This is a genomic window from Streptomyces sp. NPDC087859 (genome assembly GCF_044742595.1).
Taxonomy (GTDB): domain Bacteria; phylum Actinomycetota; class Actinomycetes; order Streptomycetales; family Streptomycetaceae; genus Streptomyces; species Streptomyces canus_F.
Genome location: NZ_JBIUUU010000021.1, coordinates 62,517 through 79,561, shown reverse-complemented (window position 1 = coordinate 79,561; position 17,045 = coordinate 62,517). Strand labels below are relative to the sequence as shown.

12 protein-coding genes are annotated in these 17,045 nt (G+C 69.5%); 2 read left to right on the top strand and 10 right to left on the bottom strand.

Features of this window, described 5'->3' with window-relative positions; genetic code table 11:
* Nucleotides 1-313: 313 nt before the first annotated feature.
* The 3 genes from ACIOHP_RS40025 to ACIOHP_RS40015 form a co-directional block, all read right to left on the bottom strand.
* A complete protein-coding gene (locus ACIOHP_RS40025; protein ID WP_361549297.1) occupies nt 314-1,219 on the bottom strand; it encodes an ADP-ribosylglycohydrolase family protein in 906 nt (301 codons plus the stop codon).
* Nucleotides 1,220-1,231: 12 nt separating this feature from the next.
* On the bottom strand, nt 1,232-1,891 hold the full coding sequence (locus tag ACIOHP_RS40020; protein ID WP_361483073.1) for a histidine phosphatase family protein: 660 nt from the start codon (nt 1,889-1,891) through the stop codon (nt 1,232-1,234).
* A gap of 118 nt (nt 1,892-2,009) precedes the next feature.
* Nucleotides 2,010-2,615: a YdbC family protein gene (locus tag ACIOHP_RS40015; protein WP_327719767.1), complete on the bottom strand. Its 606-nt coding sequence runs from the start codon at nt 2,613-2,615 to the stop codon at nt 2,010-2,012.
* A 146-nt stretch (nt 2,616-2,761) separates the two neighbouring features.
* Between ACIOHP_RS40015 and ACIOHP_RS40010 the strand changes: the two genes are divergently transcribed.
* Complete coding sequence (locus tag ACIOHP_RS40010) at nt 2,762-3,295, top strand: TerD family protein (RefSeq protein ID WP_327719766.1); 534 nt, start codon at nt 2,762-2,764, stop codon at nt 3,293-3,295.
* Between the two features lie 118 nt (nt 3,296-3,413).
* Here the strand turns inward: ACIOHP_RS40010 and ACIOHP_RS40005 are convergent, their stop codons facing one another.
* The 3 genes from ACIOHP_RS40005 to nrdR all read right to left on the bottom strand — a co-directional run bounded on the left by ACIOHP_RS40005 (nt 3,414) and on the right by nrdR (nt 8,051).
* The gene (locus tag ACIOHP_RS40005) at nt 3,414-3,836 is read right to left on the bottom strand and encodes a hypothetical protein (RefSeq protein WP_401895187.1); all 423 of its coding nucleotides are present in this window, start codon (nt 3,834-3,836) and stop codon (nt 3,414-3,416) included.
* Nucleotides 3,837-4,433: 597 nt separating this feature from the next.
* Nucleotides 4,434-7,328, bottom strand: coding sequence for a vitamin B12-dependent ribonucleotide reductase (locus ACIOHP_RS40000; protein ID WP_361549307.1), 2,895 nt, complete (start codon nt 7,326-7,328; stop codon nt 4,434-4,436).
* A 162-nt stretch (nt 7,329-7,490) separates the two neighbouring features.
* Nucleotides 7,491-8,051 (bottom strand): transcriptional regulator NrdR, encoded by a 561-nt coding sequence (gene nrdR, locus ACIOHP_RS39995; protein WP_361549309.1) that lies wholly within the window; start codon nt 8,049-8,051, stop codon nt 7,491-7,493.
* Between the two features lie 564 nt (nt 8,052-8,615).
* Between nrdR and lexA the strand changes: the two genes are divergently transcribed.
* Complete coding sequence (gene lexA, locus ACIOHP_RS39990; protein WP_046257039.1) at nt 8,616-9,395, top strand: transcriptional repressor LexA; 780 nt, start codon at nt 8,616-8,618, stop codon at nt 9,393-9,395.
* A gap of 171 nt (nt 9,396-9,566) precedes the next feature.
* On the opposite strand, the gene ACIOHP_RS39985 is transcribed toward lexA, so the two are convergent.
* From ACIOHP_RS39985 to ACIOHP_RS39970, 4 genes are all read right to left on the bottom strand, one after another.
* Nucleotides 9,567-11,543 carry an ATP-dependent DNA helicase gene (locus ACIOHP_RS39985; protein WP_401895184.1) on the bottom strand — a complete coding sequence of 659 codons (1,977 nt, stop codon included), beginning with the start codon at nt 11,541-11,543 and terminating at the stop codon, nt 9,567-9,569.
* Between the two features lie 500 nt (nt 11,544-12,043).
* A complete protein-coding gene (locus tag ACIOHP_RS39980) occupies nt 12,044-12,919 on the bottom strand; it encodes a GNAT family N-acetyltransferase (RefSeq protein WP_401895181.1) in 876 nt (291 codons plus the stop codon).
* A gap of 65 nt (nt 12,920-12,984) precedes the next feature.
* Nucleotides 12,985-15,147, bottom strand: a complete 2,163-nt coding sequence (locus ACIOHP_RS39975; protein WP_401895179.1) for an IucA/IucC family protein — start codon at nt 15,145-15,147, stop codon at nt 12,985-12,987.
* A gap of 189 nt (nt 15,148-15,336) precedes the next feature.
* Entirely contained in the window at nt 15,337-16,809 is a 1,473-nt protein-coding gene (locus ACIOHP_RS39970; protein WP_401895177.1) for an aminotransferase class III-fold pyridoxal phosphate-dependent enzyme, read from the bottom strand.
* Between the last annotated feature and the right edge of the window lie 236 nt (nt 16,810-17,045).

Sequence of the window (17,045 nt, the reverse complement as noted above, 5' to 3'; positions counted from 1 at the left end):
GCGGATGACCGGGCCTCGTCCAGTGAGTCGACGGCGAGGACGACGCTCCGGTCATCCGCACTCCGCGAACGGGTCGCGACGAGACGCAGGCGGCCCGTCGACGTACGGCCCACGCTCCGGTCACCATGGCCACCGCGGCCGACAGGACCGTGAACAGCGACATGAACCGCATGACCACCCCCTGCGCCCCTCGTGTGTCACCTGCCTGTGCGCCCCCCTGGCTCACACAGCGGATGCCACGACAACGAGCACGCGGTCACGCAGAGTTCCCGACATACACAGAGAGTTTCATGCAGGTGGATACAGCGAAGCCTCAGACCGCGGCCGGCACCCACTCCGGCAGCGCCTCGGTGCGCTCCACCCACGCGGCAGGCGGCGTCCCCGCCTTGCCCCCGGCGATCACCCCGCCGACGATGGCGCAGGTCGTGTCCACGTCTCCGCCCACCTGAGCGGTCGACCAGAACGCCTCCTCGTAGTCCCCGAGGGACCGGGCTGCCGACCAGAGGGCGAAAGGCACCGTGTCATGTGCCGTCGTGCGCCGTCCGCAGCCCAGCACGGCCGCGACCGTCCCCGCGTCGCCGTAGTCGAGCATGTCGCGGGCGCGTCGCAGGCCCGCTCCGACGGCGCTCTTCGGGACGAGCGCGATGACTCCGTCGAGGAGAGTCTCGGGGCTGGGCGGCCCTCCGGGGGCGGCGGCCAACGAGGCCGCCGCGGCGACGGCCATGGCGCCCACCACGGCCTCGCGGTGCTGATGCGTGGGATAGGCGGAGATCTCGGCCTGGTGCACCGCCTGCTCCGGGTCGTCTGCGTACCAGGCTCCGAGGGGGGCAATCCGCATCGCGGCGCCGTTGCCCCAGGACCCCTGCCCGTTGAAGAGCGCGGCGGCGAGCTCCCGCCAGTCGCCGCCCTCCCGGACCAGTCGCAGCAGCCGGTTGACGGCCGGGCCGTAGCCACGGTCGAAGTCGTGGTGGTGGGCGAAGGAGTGGGCCAGCGCGTCCTGGTCGATCCGGCGGTGGGCGCCCAGGACGGCCACCACGGAGCAGGCCATCTCGGTGTCGTCCGTCCACTGCCAGGGTTCGGACGGCAGCTCGCGGCGCTTCAGCAGCGGATAGTTCACCGGCACGAAGAACTGTGAGCCCAGCGCGTCCCCGACAGCGAGTCCGCGCAGGCTGGACAGGGCGCGGTCCAGGCGCCCGTCGGGAGAGGAGTCAGCGGTCATCGCTCTGCCACCCTATCCGGTGATCCCGTAGGGCTCCGGGTCACGCCAACGTTCAAAAGGCCGGTCGATCGCGTACTTGCCGTCGTCCCCGAGAACGAGCATCCGCATCTCCGCGTTCCCCGGATTCGACAGGGACTCGAATTCCGCGACGGTCCAGTGGAACCAGCGCATGCAGAACAGGCGCATCGCGAGGCCGTGGGTCACCAGCAGGACGTTCGGCGGATGGTCGGGGGCCTCGAAGCTGCGGAAGAGGCTCTCGAGGAAGCCACCGACCCGGTCGTAGACGTCGGCCCCGGACTCTCCCTGGGCGAAGCGGTAGAAGAAGTGGCCGTAGGCGTCCCGGTAGGCCTTCTGCAGGCGCACGTCGTCACCGTCCTGCCAGTTTCCCCAGTCCTGCTCACGCAGCCGGGGCTCCTCACGCACGCGTACGAGCTCGGGGTCGAGGTGGAAGGCGCGGAACGTCTCGTGGGTGCGGCGGTAGGGGGAGACGTACACGCTGATCCGCTCGCGGCCGAACACCTCACGCAGCCGTTTGCCGGTCTCCTCGGCCTGCTGCCAGCCCCGCTCGGTCAGGGCCAGAGCGTGGTCTGGCTCGCGTTCGTACACGGTGTCATCAACATTGCCCGTTGACTCGCCGTGCCGGACAAGGACGATGCGCCGTGGTCGTGCCATGCCATGACCCTAGATCGAGTGAGGGCCGATCGAGCACCCGTACGGCCTCCATACGGCGTAGGTCACACATTTCCTGCACCAGGGGCCACACCAGTGCGCACGGTAAACAGTCCGGTTTTCAAACCGTCCAGCTCGGCTCCAGCTGCACGATGTCGCCCGTCAAGGACGCCACGTCCGCCTCGGTCTGGGCGCGCAGCGCGAGGCGCTCGATGCGCTCCGTGCGGTACTTGCCGTGCTCGGCGGCCGACTGCCACATCGACAGCACCAGGAACTCATGGCCCGGCGCCTCACCGAACAGTCCGCGGATCATGCCGGGCGAACCGGCCATCGCGGGATTCCAGACCTTCTCCTGCATCAGCGTGAAGTGCTCGGCGCGCTCCCCGTGGACCCGGCAGTGGGCGACCCGAACCAGGTCGGTGTCCGTGAAGCGCGGTTCGAATCCGGTCTTCACGTCGAAGCGGTAGTCGAAAAGCTTGACCTGCGCGTCCTTGAACGTGCCCGACTGCGTGGACGCGAGCCGGTCGTGGGAACGGGCCATGAAGGAGTCGTAGAAGGAACGGCTCTCCCAGAAGGAGAAGATGTGCGCCACTCCAGGCCGCCCCCGGCTCCAGCCTCCGCCCTGTCCCCGAAACCCCGGCTCCCCCAGAAGCCCCGCCCATTTCCGCTGCCCGCGCTCGAAGCCGCGGCGGTCCACCACGGTGCAGCGAATCCACTTGACCAGCACCGCGCCATCGTAAGGCCACGCAGCGTGGCCCAGGTCACGCTCCGACGGAGATCTCTCACGTGAGCGGTACGCGCGCGTGGCAGGATGGACAACCGGCCCCGGCTGCCTGGCAGTTCGGACCGTGGACACGGAGAAGGGGAATCCTGGTGAACGCCCTCAACAAGGGGATCCGCAAGGTCGAGGTCTCGCTGAAGTGGGATCCGAGTCCGGTGGGGAGCGCTGCCACCGACCTGGACATCGTCGCCGCGACGTATCTGGAGGCGGATCCGTACGGCGATCCCGCCTATGTGGTGCACTTCGACAGCCGCTCCCCCGACGGCACCATCACCCTCAATCGGGACAGCAAGGACGGCAAGGGCTTCGGCTGGGACGAGGTCATGACCCTGGAGCTCAACCGGCTCGACAGTCGGTACGCGCGCGTGGTCGTCGGTGTCGTCATCCAACAGCGCTCCGAGGACCGGACGTTCGTCGGGGTGCTCAACCCCGCGTTGCGGATCCGCGAGGGATACACCGTGCTCACCGAGGACGACTTCGGCAGCGTCCTCGGGGCGACCGCGGCGACGGTCGCGGAGTTCGTACGGGACGGCTCCGGAACGTGGGAGCTGCACCCCGGCATCCACGGCTTCGAGGACGACCCCGCCGGGTACACGCGAGCCATGGGGCAGGCACACCGGCCCTGATCAAGGGGTGCCGGTGCCCAGGCCTCCGAGCTCCAGGCCCTTGAGCTCCAAGTCCGCCGCGACTCTCGCGAGCCACATCAACCGCCCGTTGCCGGCCACGAGTCCGGCTCGGGCGGTCTCAGCACCAGTCCTCACGGTCGAGCAGCGCGAGATAGGCGCCACGCAAGGTCGCCCACCGCTCGGCGGGGCCGACGGAGTCTCTCAGTGCCTCCGAAACGAGGCTCCTGGCCAGCACCCCGGCGATGCACCGTTCGACCGACGGCCCGAGTCGAGCGACCTGACGCACGTGGGCCGCCATGACGGCGTCGGCGTGCGGATACAGGGCCAGTGTCGTGCCCATGCCCGCGCAGTGGCAGATGACGTGGAGCAACCGCCCCGCGTGGTCCACCACGTCGGCGTCGGGTGCCTCCCGTGTCATGACGTCCCGCAGACCTACCGCCTCCGCGACCCTGCCCGCGAAGTAGCCGTTGAGATAGTCCCGTCGGCTGCTGCGCGCAACAGCCAGGGCCGTACGACCGGACGTTCGTCGGCAAGGTCGCACAGCGCCTCCACCACGTGGCCCCTGCCCCAGCCCGTGACCCGCTCAGCCAGCCAGCCAGCCAGCCAGCCAGCGTCTCCGGACTCCCCGGCAGCCGCGCGAGCGCCGGCCGATACGGCGAGGGGGCCGAAAGCGCGTGAAAGGATCCTGAGCGTCTGAAGGCGCGGGATGTCGGCGGCGGTTCCGCCGGCACCGAGCAGGGCGAGCCCGACGAGCTCGTCCGCGTCCGTGGCGTGGCGTGGCGTGGCGTACGAGCCAACGGCCGGTCGTACGAGCTCGATCGCCCCCTCTCACCGCCGCAGCGGTGATCTGCTCATTGGGGCGGTTCGGTACGTAGATGTTGTCGAACCGGCCGACCAGATCCCCGGGATCGGCGTCCGGACGGGCAAAGCGCGCGTCGAGGACGCGGGCGCCGTCGACTCCGACGAGTTCATCGACCGGCCGTGACCCACGTGTCCGACGTCGACGACGGTCACGGTCCGGGAATCCATGAGCGTGACAGACCCGCCGCCACGGGGCTGCTGACAGCCGAACGGGGAGCCGGCACTTCGCCGACTCCCCGCCCATGACAGTCACTTCACGCCTGAACGGCGCTCACCTTCAGCTGCAGCCGCTGGTCGAGCCGCAGCCCTCGCAGATGTAGCAGGAACCGGCCCGCTGCATCTTCGTACCGCAGGAGAAGCAGAGCGGGGCGTCGGCCTGGATGCCCAGCTGCATCTCCACCAGCTCGGCGCTGGTGTGGGCCTGCTTCGGGGCGGGCTTGGCCGCCTCGACCTCGGCCTTGGGGGTGACGACGGCCTTCAGCTCCTGGGCGCGCGGCGCCGACTGGGCCAGCCCCTCGACGTCCATCTCGTCGTCGGACGGCTCGTACGAACCGGTCTCCAGGTGGCGCTGACGCTCCTCGGCGGAGTGGATGCCGAGCGCGGAGCGCGTCTCGAAGGGCAGGAAGTCGAGCGCCAGGCGGCGGAAGATGTAGTCGACGATCGACTGCGCCATCCGCACGTCCGGGTCGTCCGTCATACCGGCCGGCTCGAAGCGCATGTTGGTGAACTTGGAGACGTACGTCTCCAGCGGCACGCCGTACTGGAGGCCGACGGACACCGCGATGGAGAAGGCGTCCATCATGCCCGCGAGGGTGGAGCCCTGCTTGGACATCTTCAGGAAGACCTCGCCGAGACCGTCGTCCGGGTAGGAGTTGGCGGTCATGTAGCCCTCGGCGCCGCCGACCGTGAAGGACGTCGTGATGCCGGGACGGCCCTTGGGGAGGCGCTTGCGGACCGGCCGGTACTCGACGACCTTCTCGACCGTCTCGCGGATGGTCGCCTCGGCCTTCGCCGTGACCTCGGTCTTCTCCTTCTCCTTGGTCTTGGCGGAGAGGGGCTGGCCGACCTTGCAGTTGTCGCGGTAGATGGCGAGCGCCTTGACGCCCATCTTCCAGGCCTCGAAGTAGACCTCTTCGACGTCCTCGACGGTCGCCGTCTCCGGCAGGTTGACCGTCTTGGAGAGCGCGCCGGAGATCCAGGGCTGGATCGCGGCCATCATCCGGACGTGGCCCATCGCGGAGATGGAGCGCTCGCCCATCGCACAGTCGAAGACCTCGTAGTGCTCGTGCTTGAGGCCAGGAGCGTCGACGACATTGCCGTTCTCGGCGATGTGGGCGACGATCGCCTCGATCTGCTCCTCCTGATAACCCAGGCGGCGCAGGGCCTGCGGGACGGTGCCGTTGACGATCTGCATCGAACCGCCGCCGACCAGCTTCTTGAACTTGACCAGGGCGAGGTCGGGCTCGAGACCGGTGGTGTCGCAGGACATCGCGAGACCGATGGTGCCGGTCGGGGCGATGACGGACGCCTGGGCGTTACGGAAACCGTTCTTCTCACCGACACGCAGCACGTCCTGCCAGGACTCCGTGGCGGCGGCCCAGATCGGCGTGTCCAGGTCGTCCACGCGGACGGCCTTGGTGTTCTCGTCCGCGTGCTGCTTCATGACCCGCAGGTGCGGCTGCGCGTTGCGGGCGTAGCCGTCGTACGGGCCGACGACCGCGGCGAGCTCGGCGGAACGCTTGTACGACGTGCCGGTCATCAGGGAGGTGATGGCACCGGCGAGGGCGCGGCCGCCGTCCGAGTCGTACGCGTGGCCGGTCGCCATCAGCAGGGCGCCGAGGTTGGCGTAGCCGATGCCGAGCTGGCGGAACGCGCGCGTGTTCTCACCGATCTTCTGCGTCGGGAAGTCCGCGAAGCAGATGGAGATGTCCATCGCGGTGATGACGAGCTCGACGACCTTGGCGAAGCGCTCGACCTCGAAGGACTGGTGGCCCTTGCCGTCGTCCTTGAGGAACTTCATCAGGTTCAGCGAGGCGAGGTTGCAGGACGTGTTGTCCAGGTGCATGTACTCGCTGCAGGGGTTCGAACCGTTGATACGGCCGGACTCCGGGCAGGTGTGCCAGTGGTTGATGGTGTCGTCGTACTGGATGCCCGGGTCGGCGCAGGCCCAGGCCGCCTCGGCCATCTTGCGGAACAGGGTCTTGGCGTCGACCTCTTCGATGACCTCGCCGGTCATACGGGACGTCAGGCCGAACTTGCCGCCCGTCTCGACGGCCTTCATGAACGTGTCGTTCACACGGACCGAGTTGTTGGCGTTCTGGTACTGGACCGACGTGATGTCGTCGCCGCCCAGGTCCATGTCGAAGCCCGCGTCACGCAGGGCGCGGATCTTCTCCTCTTCCTTCACCTTGGTCTCGATGAAGTCCTCGATGTCGGGGTGGTCGACGTCGAGGATGACCATCTTGGCGGCGCGACGGGTGGCACCACCGGACTTGATCGTTCCCGCGGAGGCGTCGGCACCGCGCATGAAGGAGACGGGACCCGAGGCGTTGCCGCCGGAGGACAGCAGCTCCTTGGAGGAGCGGATCCGGGAGAGGTTCAGGCCGGCACCGGAGCCGCCCTTGAAGATCATGCCCTCTTCCTTGTACCAGTCGAGGATCGACTCCATGGAGTCGTCGACGGCCAGGATGAAGCACGCGGAGACCTGCTGCGGCTGCGGGGTTCCGACGTTGAACCAGACGGGGCTGTTGAAGCTGAAGATCTGGTGCAGGAGGGCGTACGCCAGCTCGTGCTCGAAGATCTCGGCGTCGGCGGGCGAGGCGAAGTACTTGTAGTCCTCGCCGGCCTTCCGATACGTCTTCACGATGCGGTCGATCAGCTGCCTGAGGCCGGTCTCGCGCTGCGGGGTGCCGACGGCACCGCGGAAGTACTTGCTGGTGACGATGTTGACCGCGTTCACCGACCAGAAGTCGGGGAACTCGACGCCACGCTGCTCGAAGTTGACCGAGCCGTCGCGCCAGTTGGTCATGACGACGTCACGGCGCTCCCAGGCCACCTCGTCGTACGGGTGCACGCCGGGGGTGGTGTGGATGCGCTCGATACGCAGTCCCTTGGTCGCCTTGGTGCCCTTGGCGCGGGAACTCCGTGCCGGACCGCTCGCCGTCTCTGTCATGCCGCCTCCCTCTACGGGCAAAACGCCCTGAAGTGCCACGATGTTCCCGTGACACGGTGTTCTGTCTGGTGTTGCGGGCACCCTCTCGCTGCCGCCCGCAACAGGTCTTCGTTCGCCGCCGTCCGGCCGGCTCCGGTGTCCACGACCGGGCCGGCCCGGTGATCAGTCGGCGGCGCCTGCGGGCTCGGGGACCTGAACGGCCTCTCCCGACCCGCGGTCGTCTTCCTGGCTCCCCGTGACAGCACCTTCGCGGTCCTCGTCGTCCGCGACGGGGTGTCCCGCCGATTGCCTGAGCTCCACGATCGCGGCCTCGAAGTCCTCGAGCGTGTCGAACGCCCGGTAGACGGAGGCGAATCGCAGATAGGCGACCAGGTCGAGCTCCTGCAACGGGCCGAGTATGGCCAGCCCCACGTCATGGGTGGTCAGCTCGGCGCTTCCGGTGGCCCGCACCGCCTCCTCGACCCGTTGGCCGAGTTGGGCGAGCGCGTCCTCGGTGACAGGTCGTCCCTGGCATGCCTTGCGCACGCCATTGATGACCTTGGTACGGCTGAAAGGCTCGGTGACCCCGGACCGCTTGACCACCATGAGCGAGCACGTCTCCACGGTCGTGAAACGACGGGAGCAGTCCGGACACTGGCGGCGCCTGCGGATCGACGTGCCGTCGTCGGTCGTACGACTGTCGACGACGCGGCTGTCGGGGTGCCTGCAGAAGGGGCAGTGCATGAAGTCCCAACCCTCCTCACAGCAGAATCAATAGCCTCGCTGGGCCTCTTGGGCCCCTCGAAGCAGCCCCCAGCATAGGCGATCGCCGAGGGTCCGGAGACCCGGGGGACCACAACTTCTGGGCTGCTGTAGCAATCCAAGCACTAGATGTAGGGATCGGCTCCATAAACACGCCGTACGCGCGTGTCGCACCCGTATTGGCATGTGCCGCACGACAACGCCGCCACGTCAGGGACGCTCATGCACAGGCGTACCGCTGCGGCGCATGCGGAGATACCGTGGGCACCGCACGGAGGGGACGTGGGGCTCCCGCGCAGATGAGGACCGGGGCCGTGTCGCCGGAACACCGGATGGCAGACTGGGGCACCAACCCACGAGGTCCCCACCTCGGCGGTGAAGAGTACAACAAAGGGCCCTTTTGTCCGTCGGACATCACGTTAGCCATACACCCAGGCACATGATCGCGGCAGGCAATCCGCGATTTTTCACTCGAACGTGTGTTTGGCGCAACCTTTCGAAAGCAACTACCGTTGTCCAGCAGGGAGACCATCGAGAGGGGCCGACGTGACCACCACCGCAGACAGTGCCACCATCACTGCCCAGGACCGCTCCCAGGGCCGACTCGAGCCGGTGCATGCGATGAACGAAGCCACGAATCCCGAGGGGCACAAGCGCTCCCTGCCCGGCCGACCGCCAGGCATCCGGGCGGACAGCTCGGGGCTCACCGACAGGCAGCGCCGGGTGATCGAGGTCATCAGGGACTCCGTGCAGCGGCGCGGCTACCCGCCGTCGATGAGGGAGATCGGACAGGCCGTCGGCCTCTCCAGCACCTCTTCGGTCGCACACCAGCTCATGGCACTGGAGCGCAAGGGCTTCCTGCGGCGCGACCCGCACCGCCCGCGCGCATACGAGGTGCGCGGCTCCGACCAGGCCGCGTCCGCCCAGCCTACCGACACCGCCGGCAAGCCCGCCGCGTCCTACGTCCCGCTGGTGGGCCGTATCGCCGCCGGCGGCCCGATCCTCGCCGAGGAGTCCGTCGAGGACGTGTTCCCGCTTCCCCGACAGCTCGTCGGTGACGGCGAGTTGTTCGTCCTGAAGGTCGTCGGCGACTCCATGATCGAGGCCGCCATCTGCGACGGCGACTGGGTCACGGTCCGCCGTCAGCCCGTCGCCGAGAACGGCGACATCGTGGCCGCGATGCTCGACGGTGAGGCCACCGTCAAGCGCTTCAAGCGCGAGGACGGCCACGTCTGGCTGCTCCCGCACAACGCGGCGTACGAGCCGATCCCCGGCGACGACGCGACCATCCTCGGCAAGGTGGTGGCAGTGCTGCGCCGCGTGTGACGGCCGCGGCGGGCGGACCCCTTCGAGGTCCGCCTTCTGACCGGGCCCCGGGACCTCTGCGCCGGTTCCGGGGCCCAGTGCTGTGCGGGCGCCTTACGGCGGTCCAGGCGACCGGGGCCTTCTCAGGGAGTGGGGTGACCTGACCTCCGCCGGTCAGGCCACCTCGCGCCCTTACTCCGCTTCCGCCGACTTCGCCGCCGCGTCGATCGTGGCCAGCGACTTCCGGACCTGGTTACGGTCCGTCGTGTACCAGAAGTCGGGCAGCGACGCCTTGAGATAGCTCCCGTATCGCGCGGTGGCGAGCCGCTGATCCAGTACGGCGACCACGCCTCGGTCCCCCGACGCCCGCACGAGACGGCCGGCGCCCTGCGCCATGAGCAGCGCCGCGTGCGTGGCGGCGACCGCCATGAATCCGTTGCCGCCCGCGTCCTCCACCGCTTTCTGGCGGGCGCTCATGAGCGGGTCGTCGGGGCGCGGGAAGGGGATCTTGTCCATGACGACCAGTTGGCAGCTGGGACCCGGGACGTCGACACCCTGCCAGAGCGACAGCGTGCCGAACAGACATGTCTTCGGGTCTGCCGCGAAGTTCTTGATCAGCTCTCCGAGGGTCTCCTCGCCCTGGAGAAGGATCGGGAACTCGGGGATACGGGAGCGCAGTTCCTCGGCGGCGAGCTGGGCGGCCCGCATCGAGGAGAACAGACCCAGGGTGCGGCCACCGGCCGCCTGGATCAGTTCCGTGAGCTCGTCGAGCATGTCCGCGCGGTCGCCGTCCCGCGCGGGACGCGAGAGGTGCTTGGCGACATAGAGGATGCCCTGCTTCGGGTAGTCGAAGGGCGAGCCGACGTCGACGCCCTTCCACTGCGGGAGGTCATCTCCTTCGGTGCCCTCGGGGGACAGTCCCAGGGAGGCGCCGACGCCGTTGAAGTCGCCGCCCAGCTTCAGGGTCGCCGAGGTCAGGACGACGGAGCGGTCCGCGAAGAGCTTCTCCCTCAGCAGGCCCGACACGGACATGGGAGCCACACGCAGGGAGGCGCCGAAGCGGTCGTGCCGTTCGTACCAGACGACGTCCCACTCGGAGCCGTTGGTGATCCGCTCCGCCACGTCGTGCACGCTCTCGACAGAAGCCAGAGCCTGCTTGCGGACGGAGTCCTCGTCCTGGACGGACTTGTCGCGGGTGGCGCCGATGGCGGAGATGACTGTACGGGCGGCGTCGCGCAGCGCCATGAGGGCATAGCCGAGGTCTTCCGGGATCTCCTCCAGGCGGCCCGGCAGCGCAAGTTCCATCAGCCGCTCGAAGCCTTCGGCGGCGGTCTGGAGCTGGTCGGCGGCCTTCTCGTTGACGAGCCTCGCCGCCCGGCGCACCGCGCGGTTGACCTGCCCGGGGGTGAGCTCGCCGGTGGCGACTCCGGTGACCCGGGAGACCAGTTCGTGCGCCTCGTCGACGATCAGCACCTCGTGCTGCGGCAGTACCGGGGCGCCCTCGATGGCGTCGATGGCGAGGAGCGCGTGGTTGGTGACGACGACGTCGGCGAGCTTGGCTCGCTCACGGGCCATCTCCGCGAAGCACTCCGCGCCGTACGCGCACTTCGTGGCGCCCAGGCACTCCCGGGACGACACCGACACCTGGGCCCAGGCCCGGTCGGAGACGCCCGGGGTGAGGCCGTCGCGGTCGCCGTTCTCCGTCTCGTCCGACCACTCGCGAAGCCGCAGCAGGTCCTGGCCCAGCTTGCTGGTGGGCGCGGCCGCCTCGAACTGGTCGAAGAGGCCTTCTTCCTCTTCCTGCGGCACGCCCTCGTGGAGGCGGTGCAGACACAGGTAGTTCGACCTGCCCTTGAGCATCGCGAACTCCGGGCGGCGGCGGAGCTGAGGGTGCAGCGCGTCGACCGTGCGCGGGAGGTCCCGCTCCACGAGCTGGCGCTGCAGGGCCAGGGTGGCGGTGGCCACGACGACTCTCTCCCCGTGCGCGAGCGCGGGCACGAGATAGCCCAGCGACTTTCCGGTGCCGGTGCCGGCCTGGACCAGCAGATGGGAGCCGTCGTCGATCGCCTCCGCGACGGCTTCGGCCATGGTCACCTGACCTGGGCGCTCCGTGCCGCCGACGGCAGCGACGGCGGCATGCAGGAGTTCGGGGAGTGAGGGCTTCGTCATAGCGCGACAACCCTACGGCCCACCACTGACAAACGAGAGGCCAAGGGGGGACGAGAGGCGGGATCAAGGCCGGGTGCGGGAGGGGCTGGAGATCGGATGGGTTCGCTTGAGGTCGGGATTGGGCGATTCAGAGTCGGTTTCAGTCTGTGCGGATCCAAGATCGGTTCGGGTGCGAGAGAAGCACGCCGGGATCGGTCCGGATCGGTCAATTGCGGACGGGATCGGTCGGCTGCGCACGGGCCCGCCGGACACTCAGGCGCGGACCGGGTCTGGCGCGGACCGGCTGAGCAGGGACGTGGCGGGTGCCGACCGGTCGAGCCAAGTCGGTCGAAGGAACACAGACGGTCAGTACTGCCCAGGAGCGTCCGATCGGGGTCCTGCAGAGGCCCTGCACCGACCCTGCACGGCGAATGTCGCTCCGGCTTGAAAAAGGTGCGGCGCGAGTGGGAACCGAGCCGGGACGAGCGGTGTACCAAAAGTGACACTGTCGCGACGTTGTGTCACATCAGATCGCGCAGGCATCGGTCTCGGATCATGAGGGCGGCCCGTTTGTCGGGCAGGTCGACCTCGGCGGAGAACCGGAATCCGGCGCTCAGGAAGGCGGAGACAGAAGGGGTGTTTCGCATGGCGGGTTCGGCGATGACACGGGCGCAGGCAGGACGCTTGTCGAGCGCGAGGTCGGCGACGGCTCGGAGCAGTGCGCTGCCGAGACCTCGTCCGCGGTCCGTGACCGCGCCGATGAGGAGGTGGATACCCGTGTCGTGAGGTCGGGCGGGATAGTGGCGGGCCAAGGGATCGAGGTCTGCCCGGTAGATCTCCCAGTAGCTCATCGGCCTGCCGTCCAGGACGCCGAGGCAGGGGACGCTTCGGCCATCTCCGGCGAGTTGGGCGCGCACATGGTCCGCGGCCAAGTTCTGGGGGCCGGACAGTTGCCAGAACTCCGCGACGGTGGGGTCGTCCATCCAGCGGCTGATGAGCGCGAGGTCTTGTTCGCCCTGGACAGGGACGAGGTGGAACACCCCCACGGGCGTGTCCACAGATCCCCAGTCGGCAATGCGGTCGAGGAGGTCGGCACATGCCCGGGTGGCCGATCCGGGTCCCGTCTCACCGTGCTCGCCGCGTCGATCCTCACCGCTGTCGGAGGCTTCGTTCGCGATGAGCGCGAGGAATTCGTCGGGCAGGCGCAGCTCGAGGGTGTCCTCGCTATCGGATCCCCGAGCTGGATCGGCATCGATCCCCCGGACGGGATCGGCATCGGCGACGCCCGGGCCGGCCCCGATGGCGGTGCCGCGGTCGGCCGGGCCGGGGTTGGTGCAGGTTGCGGCATCGGTGCCGGGGGCAGTACCGGCGTCGGCACTCGCGTCGGTGGAAGGCACGGCGACGCTCCTCTCAGGAGACGGGTCGGGGCATGTTCCTCAGGAATGGAGGGGGTTGACGGTGATCACGAGTGCAGGGGGTTGGCGATGGTGACGTACACGGACTGGGTGTCGACCGGGCCGACGAGTTCGTCGAGGCCATGCAGTCGGGTCAGAAGGTTGGCCTTGCAACGAAGAACGGGTGAGTCGAGCAGGCGGGCAGGCAGCGCGGTGCGCAACCGGGATGGTCCGGAGGCGGCCTCGCTCAGGAAACGGCGGAAGGCGGCGAGCAGCAGCCGTTCGTCGGCGAGGCCCTGGGAGCCGAACGCACCGATGAGACCGAGGACGTTGTTGATGCCGAGGTAGTACGCGAAGCGCTCGTCGGTGACCTCGTCGGAGACGAATGTGTCGCTGTGCTCGCCGGTTCCGGGGAGCCTGGCGTCGAGTTCCGCACGTCGGGAGGCTCGGAAGTAGTAGCCCTGGTTGTCCCGGTAACGGCCTCCCACGGGCCAACCGTCGCCGTCCAGGTGGACCAGCGTGTTCTGCTGATGCGCCTCCAGGGCGATGCCCGCCTCCGCGTCGAACCACAGCACCGGACGGACGACCTGCTCCAGATAGCGCAGGAACCACTCGGCGGCGACGGCACCCAGCGGTCGACCGGTCCGGCCCGCGAGGCGCGTGACGACGTCGGCGAGACGGGACCGCGTAGCCGGCGGGTCGGCCGTGCCACCGCCCGTGGTGTTGTCCGGCCAGGGGGAGGGCCGGGGCGAGACGAGCCCGGCGACGCAGGAGACATCGTCCGTGGGGCGGAACGGGTTGTGCCGGATCATCACATCGAGTCCCGGCACGGGTTGGCCGTCCGGCCCGTCCACGGCCAGCCAGGCCGGGTCGCGAACGATGTCGAAGCCAGGATGAACGGCCTGCCAGTGCTCGACGAGCCCGCTGCGCAGAAGACGGTGGACCTCGACGCCTCGGTGGAGTTCCTTACGGAGATTTTCACGGCGGGAGTTGGTGATGCGCAGTCCCAGCGAGAGCTTGAGCATGGCGGGGGCACCGGAGCGATACACGGTCCGGACGGAGGAGGTGGGGTGCCACGCGGAGCCGTGTGCTCCGAGATCCCTGAGCAGTCCGGCGTCGAGCAAGGCCGCGGTCGCGGGATGGTGCCGGACTTCCCGCAACTGCCAGGGGTGGAGCGGCAGGGCCGCGTGACCGTCGGGCAAAGGCAGTGCGGTTTCGGCGAGGCGTGCGGTGAGTTGTGCCGCCGGGATGGGACGTCCGCGCTCGGTCCAGGCCGAGTCGGTGGCGAGTACGGAGGGAGCGACAGCGATCCAGTGGAGGGGGAAGGAACCGCGCAACTCGGGTGAGTAGAGAGACGCTTCAGCCTCGGAGAGACCCTCACGGCTCTTCGGAGCGGGGTGCAGGGGGTGTCCGAGCACCAGGGCCTGTTCTGCGGCGAGGAAGAGGTCGGACTCGTCGGAGGGGTGCTTTCTGCGCTCGTCGATGAAGGCGACGGTGCGGCGCACGGAGTCGGCTACGCGTGCGACGAGGTCGGTGCCGGCGGTGGCCTCCAGGGGTGTGGAGGTGGTGGCTTGGCCTGCCGGGGCGCGGACGGCGGCCGGCTCGGCGTCGGTGGGCGGGCCGGAGGCCGCGGTCAGGGCTCGGGCGTCGGGGCTTCCGTTCGACCTCTCCCTGGTGAGCAGTGCCGTGACCGTGACGGCGTCGACGGGCGGGGCCTGTGGGGGAACGCCAGCCAGCCGGGGAGGGCCGAAGCGGTGCCAGCCGGTCGGGGACCAGTAGTGGACGGGGGCCAGCAGAGCGGTGCCGCTGGCGGGCAGGGGGATGCGGAGGGTGCCGTCGGCGGGGGCGGGGAGGTCGGCCTCGCGCACCCAGCAGCGGAGGAGGTTCTCCACGGCTGCGGCCTGGGCCGCGGTGTGCGGGTCGGGATGGTCCAGGGGTTCTTGCGTGGGGGTGCCCCGCAGTCGGTCGGCGCTCTGACGGTCTCCCGGCGCGGGGGTCCTGCCCTGGCGGCCGGGAACCTGTCCCGGAACCCGCTCCTGACCTGGTCCCTCGCCCCGGCTGGAGGTCTTGGCTTCCTGAGGACCCCGTCGTCCCTGTTCCGGTACCCGTTCCTGCGGGTGAGGGGCCGCGATGGTCGTCGGTCCGGGCTCGGGCTGCCGGGAAGTCTCCGTGACGGAGGGGCCACGGGTGGGTGTGTGGACCGGGCCATCGGGTGCGGAGGTGCTGTTCAAGGCTGTTCCTCGTGAGCGGGTTCTGGGTCGTGAGAGCGGGCCGGGTCATGTCGGGGGCGGGAGTGCGTCGGTCTGTGGCGTCTTGGTCGGTGGTGAGTCGAGGGGGGTGCGATGTCTTTCCGAAGTCGGAGCGGTGGGTCGGGGTCGGTTCGAGTCGCGATGCGCGTGGGGGCGTTCGCCCGATCCGTGTCATCGGCCGGCGGGCTCTCCCACGCGCGCGGAGCGATCTCCGTGACGGTGGTGTGCGTGACCCGATGGGCACGTCGGGCCGTGAGAGGTGTGGCCGCGGGCCACCGCCTCCACCGCGTCGGACAGCCGGTCGAGCACCGCGTCCGCCTGTTCGTCGCTGATGGTCAGGGGTGGGAGGAGGCGCACGACGCTCGCGTGGCGGCCACCGAGTTCGACGATGAGGCCGCGCCGCAGACACTCCCGCTGGACCGCGGCGGCCAGTTCAGGAGCGGCAGGGCAGGAATCGGCGGCCGCACTCTCGGCAGCCCCGCTCCGGCCGGCTTCAGCCCCAGCCTCAGCCTGCCAAAGCCTCACCTCGGGATCCACCAGCTCGACCCCGAGCATCAACCCCCTTCCCCGCACGTCCCCCACACACGAAAGCCGCTGGCTCAGATCCCGAAGTCGGCGCAGCATCCGCGCCCCCAGTACCGACGCGCGCTCGGCGAGGCCGTGCTCGCGGACGTACCTGAGCGTCGCGGTGCCCGCGGCCAGGGCAAGTTGGTTGCCGCGGAAGGTGTCCGCGGGGGCGCCGCGTTCGCAGGGGCCGAGATCGTCCCGGTAGACCAGGACGGCCAGCGGCAGGCTGCCCCCGATGGCCTTGGAGAGGATCATCACGTCCGGGGTGATGCCACTGTGCTCCACCGCCCAGAAGGCGCCCGTGCGACCGACTCCCGTGTGGACCTCGTCGGCGATCAGGGGGATGGATCGGGCCGTCGTGATCTGCCGCATGCGCCGCATCCAGGTATCCGGCGCGGGGATGGCCGCGCCCTCGCTCTGTACGGCTTCGACGATCACCCCGGCAGGTCTCGCGGCATCCGACGCGGGGTCGTCGCGAAGGGACTCGGTCCAGCGGGCGGCGAGTTCGGCGCCGCGAGTGCCGTCGACGCCGAACGGGCAACGGTGGTCCTGCGGATAGGGCAACCGCGTGACGAGGGCGTCGGCCGCCTCCTCGGACGTGTCGAATGCCGAGGCGGTCATGGCGTCGCGGGCGCCGGCGAAGGCCAGCATGCCGGTGCGCCCGGTTGCCGCCCGCACGAGCTTGCAGGCGGCCGCCACTGCGTCCGTGTCGCCCGGCCCGCAGAACTGCACGCGCGCGTGGTCGGCGAGACCGGCCGGCAGAGTGCGGAGCAGCTCGGCGACGAAGGCGTCCTCGACGGGGGTCGCCAGGTCGAGAGCGTGCAGGGGCGCGCCCGAGTCGAGGACCTTGCGGATGGCCTCCAGCACCACGGGATGGTTGTGCCCGAGCGCGAGGGCCCCCGCGCCGGAGAGACAGTCCAGATAGCGGCGGCCGTCCGCGCCCTCGATGGTGAGTCCGCGCGCCCGCACGGGCACGATCGGAAGGGCACGCGCATAGGTGCGCGCCGCCGACTCGCGTGCCGACTGTCGGCGCGGGATCCCCTCGGACACGCACCCGCCGTGCGAAGACTCGGCCACGTCTCGCTGTCCTCCCGCCGTCGTCCCACGCCCACGGGCGAGCCGAAGTCGCACCACGGGCACAGGGGACCGCACAAAAACAGCAGGCCCCCACGGCTACCAACCCCGGACGGTTCACCCGGTTACGGGTTGCCTCAAGATCCTTGCCGTGACGGAACCGTTGCCGTTCCGTGGGGAGTCCCCCACAGCGAGCGCATAGTGTGTGTTGCCGTTCCAAGAGGCCGTGCGCCCACAGG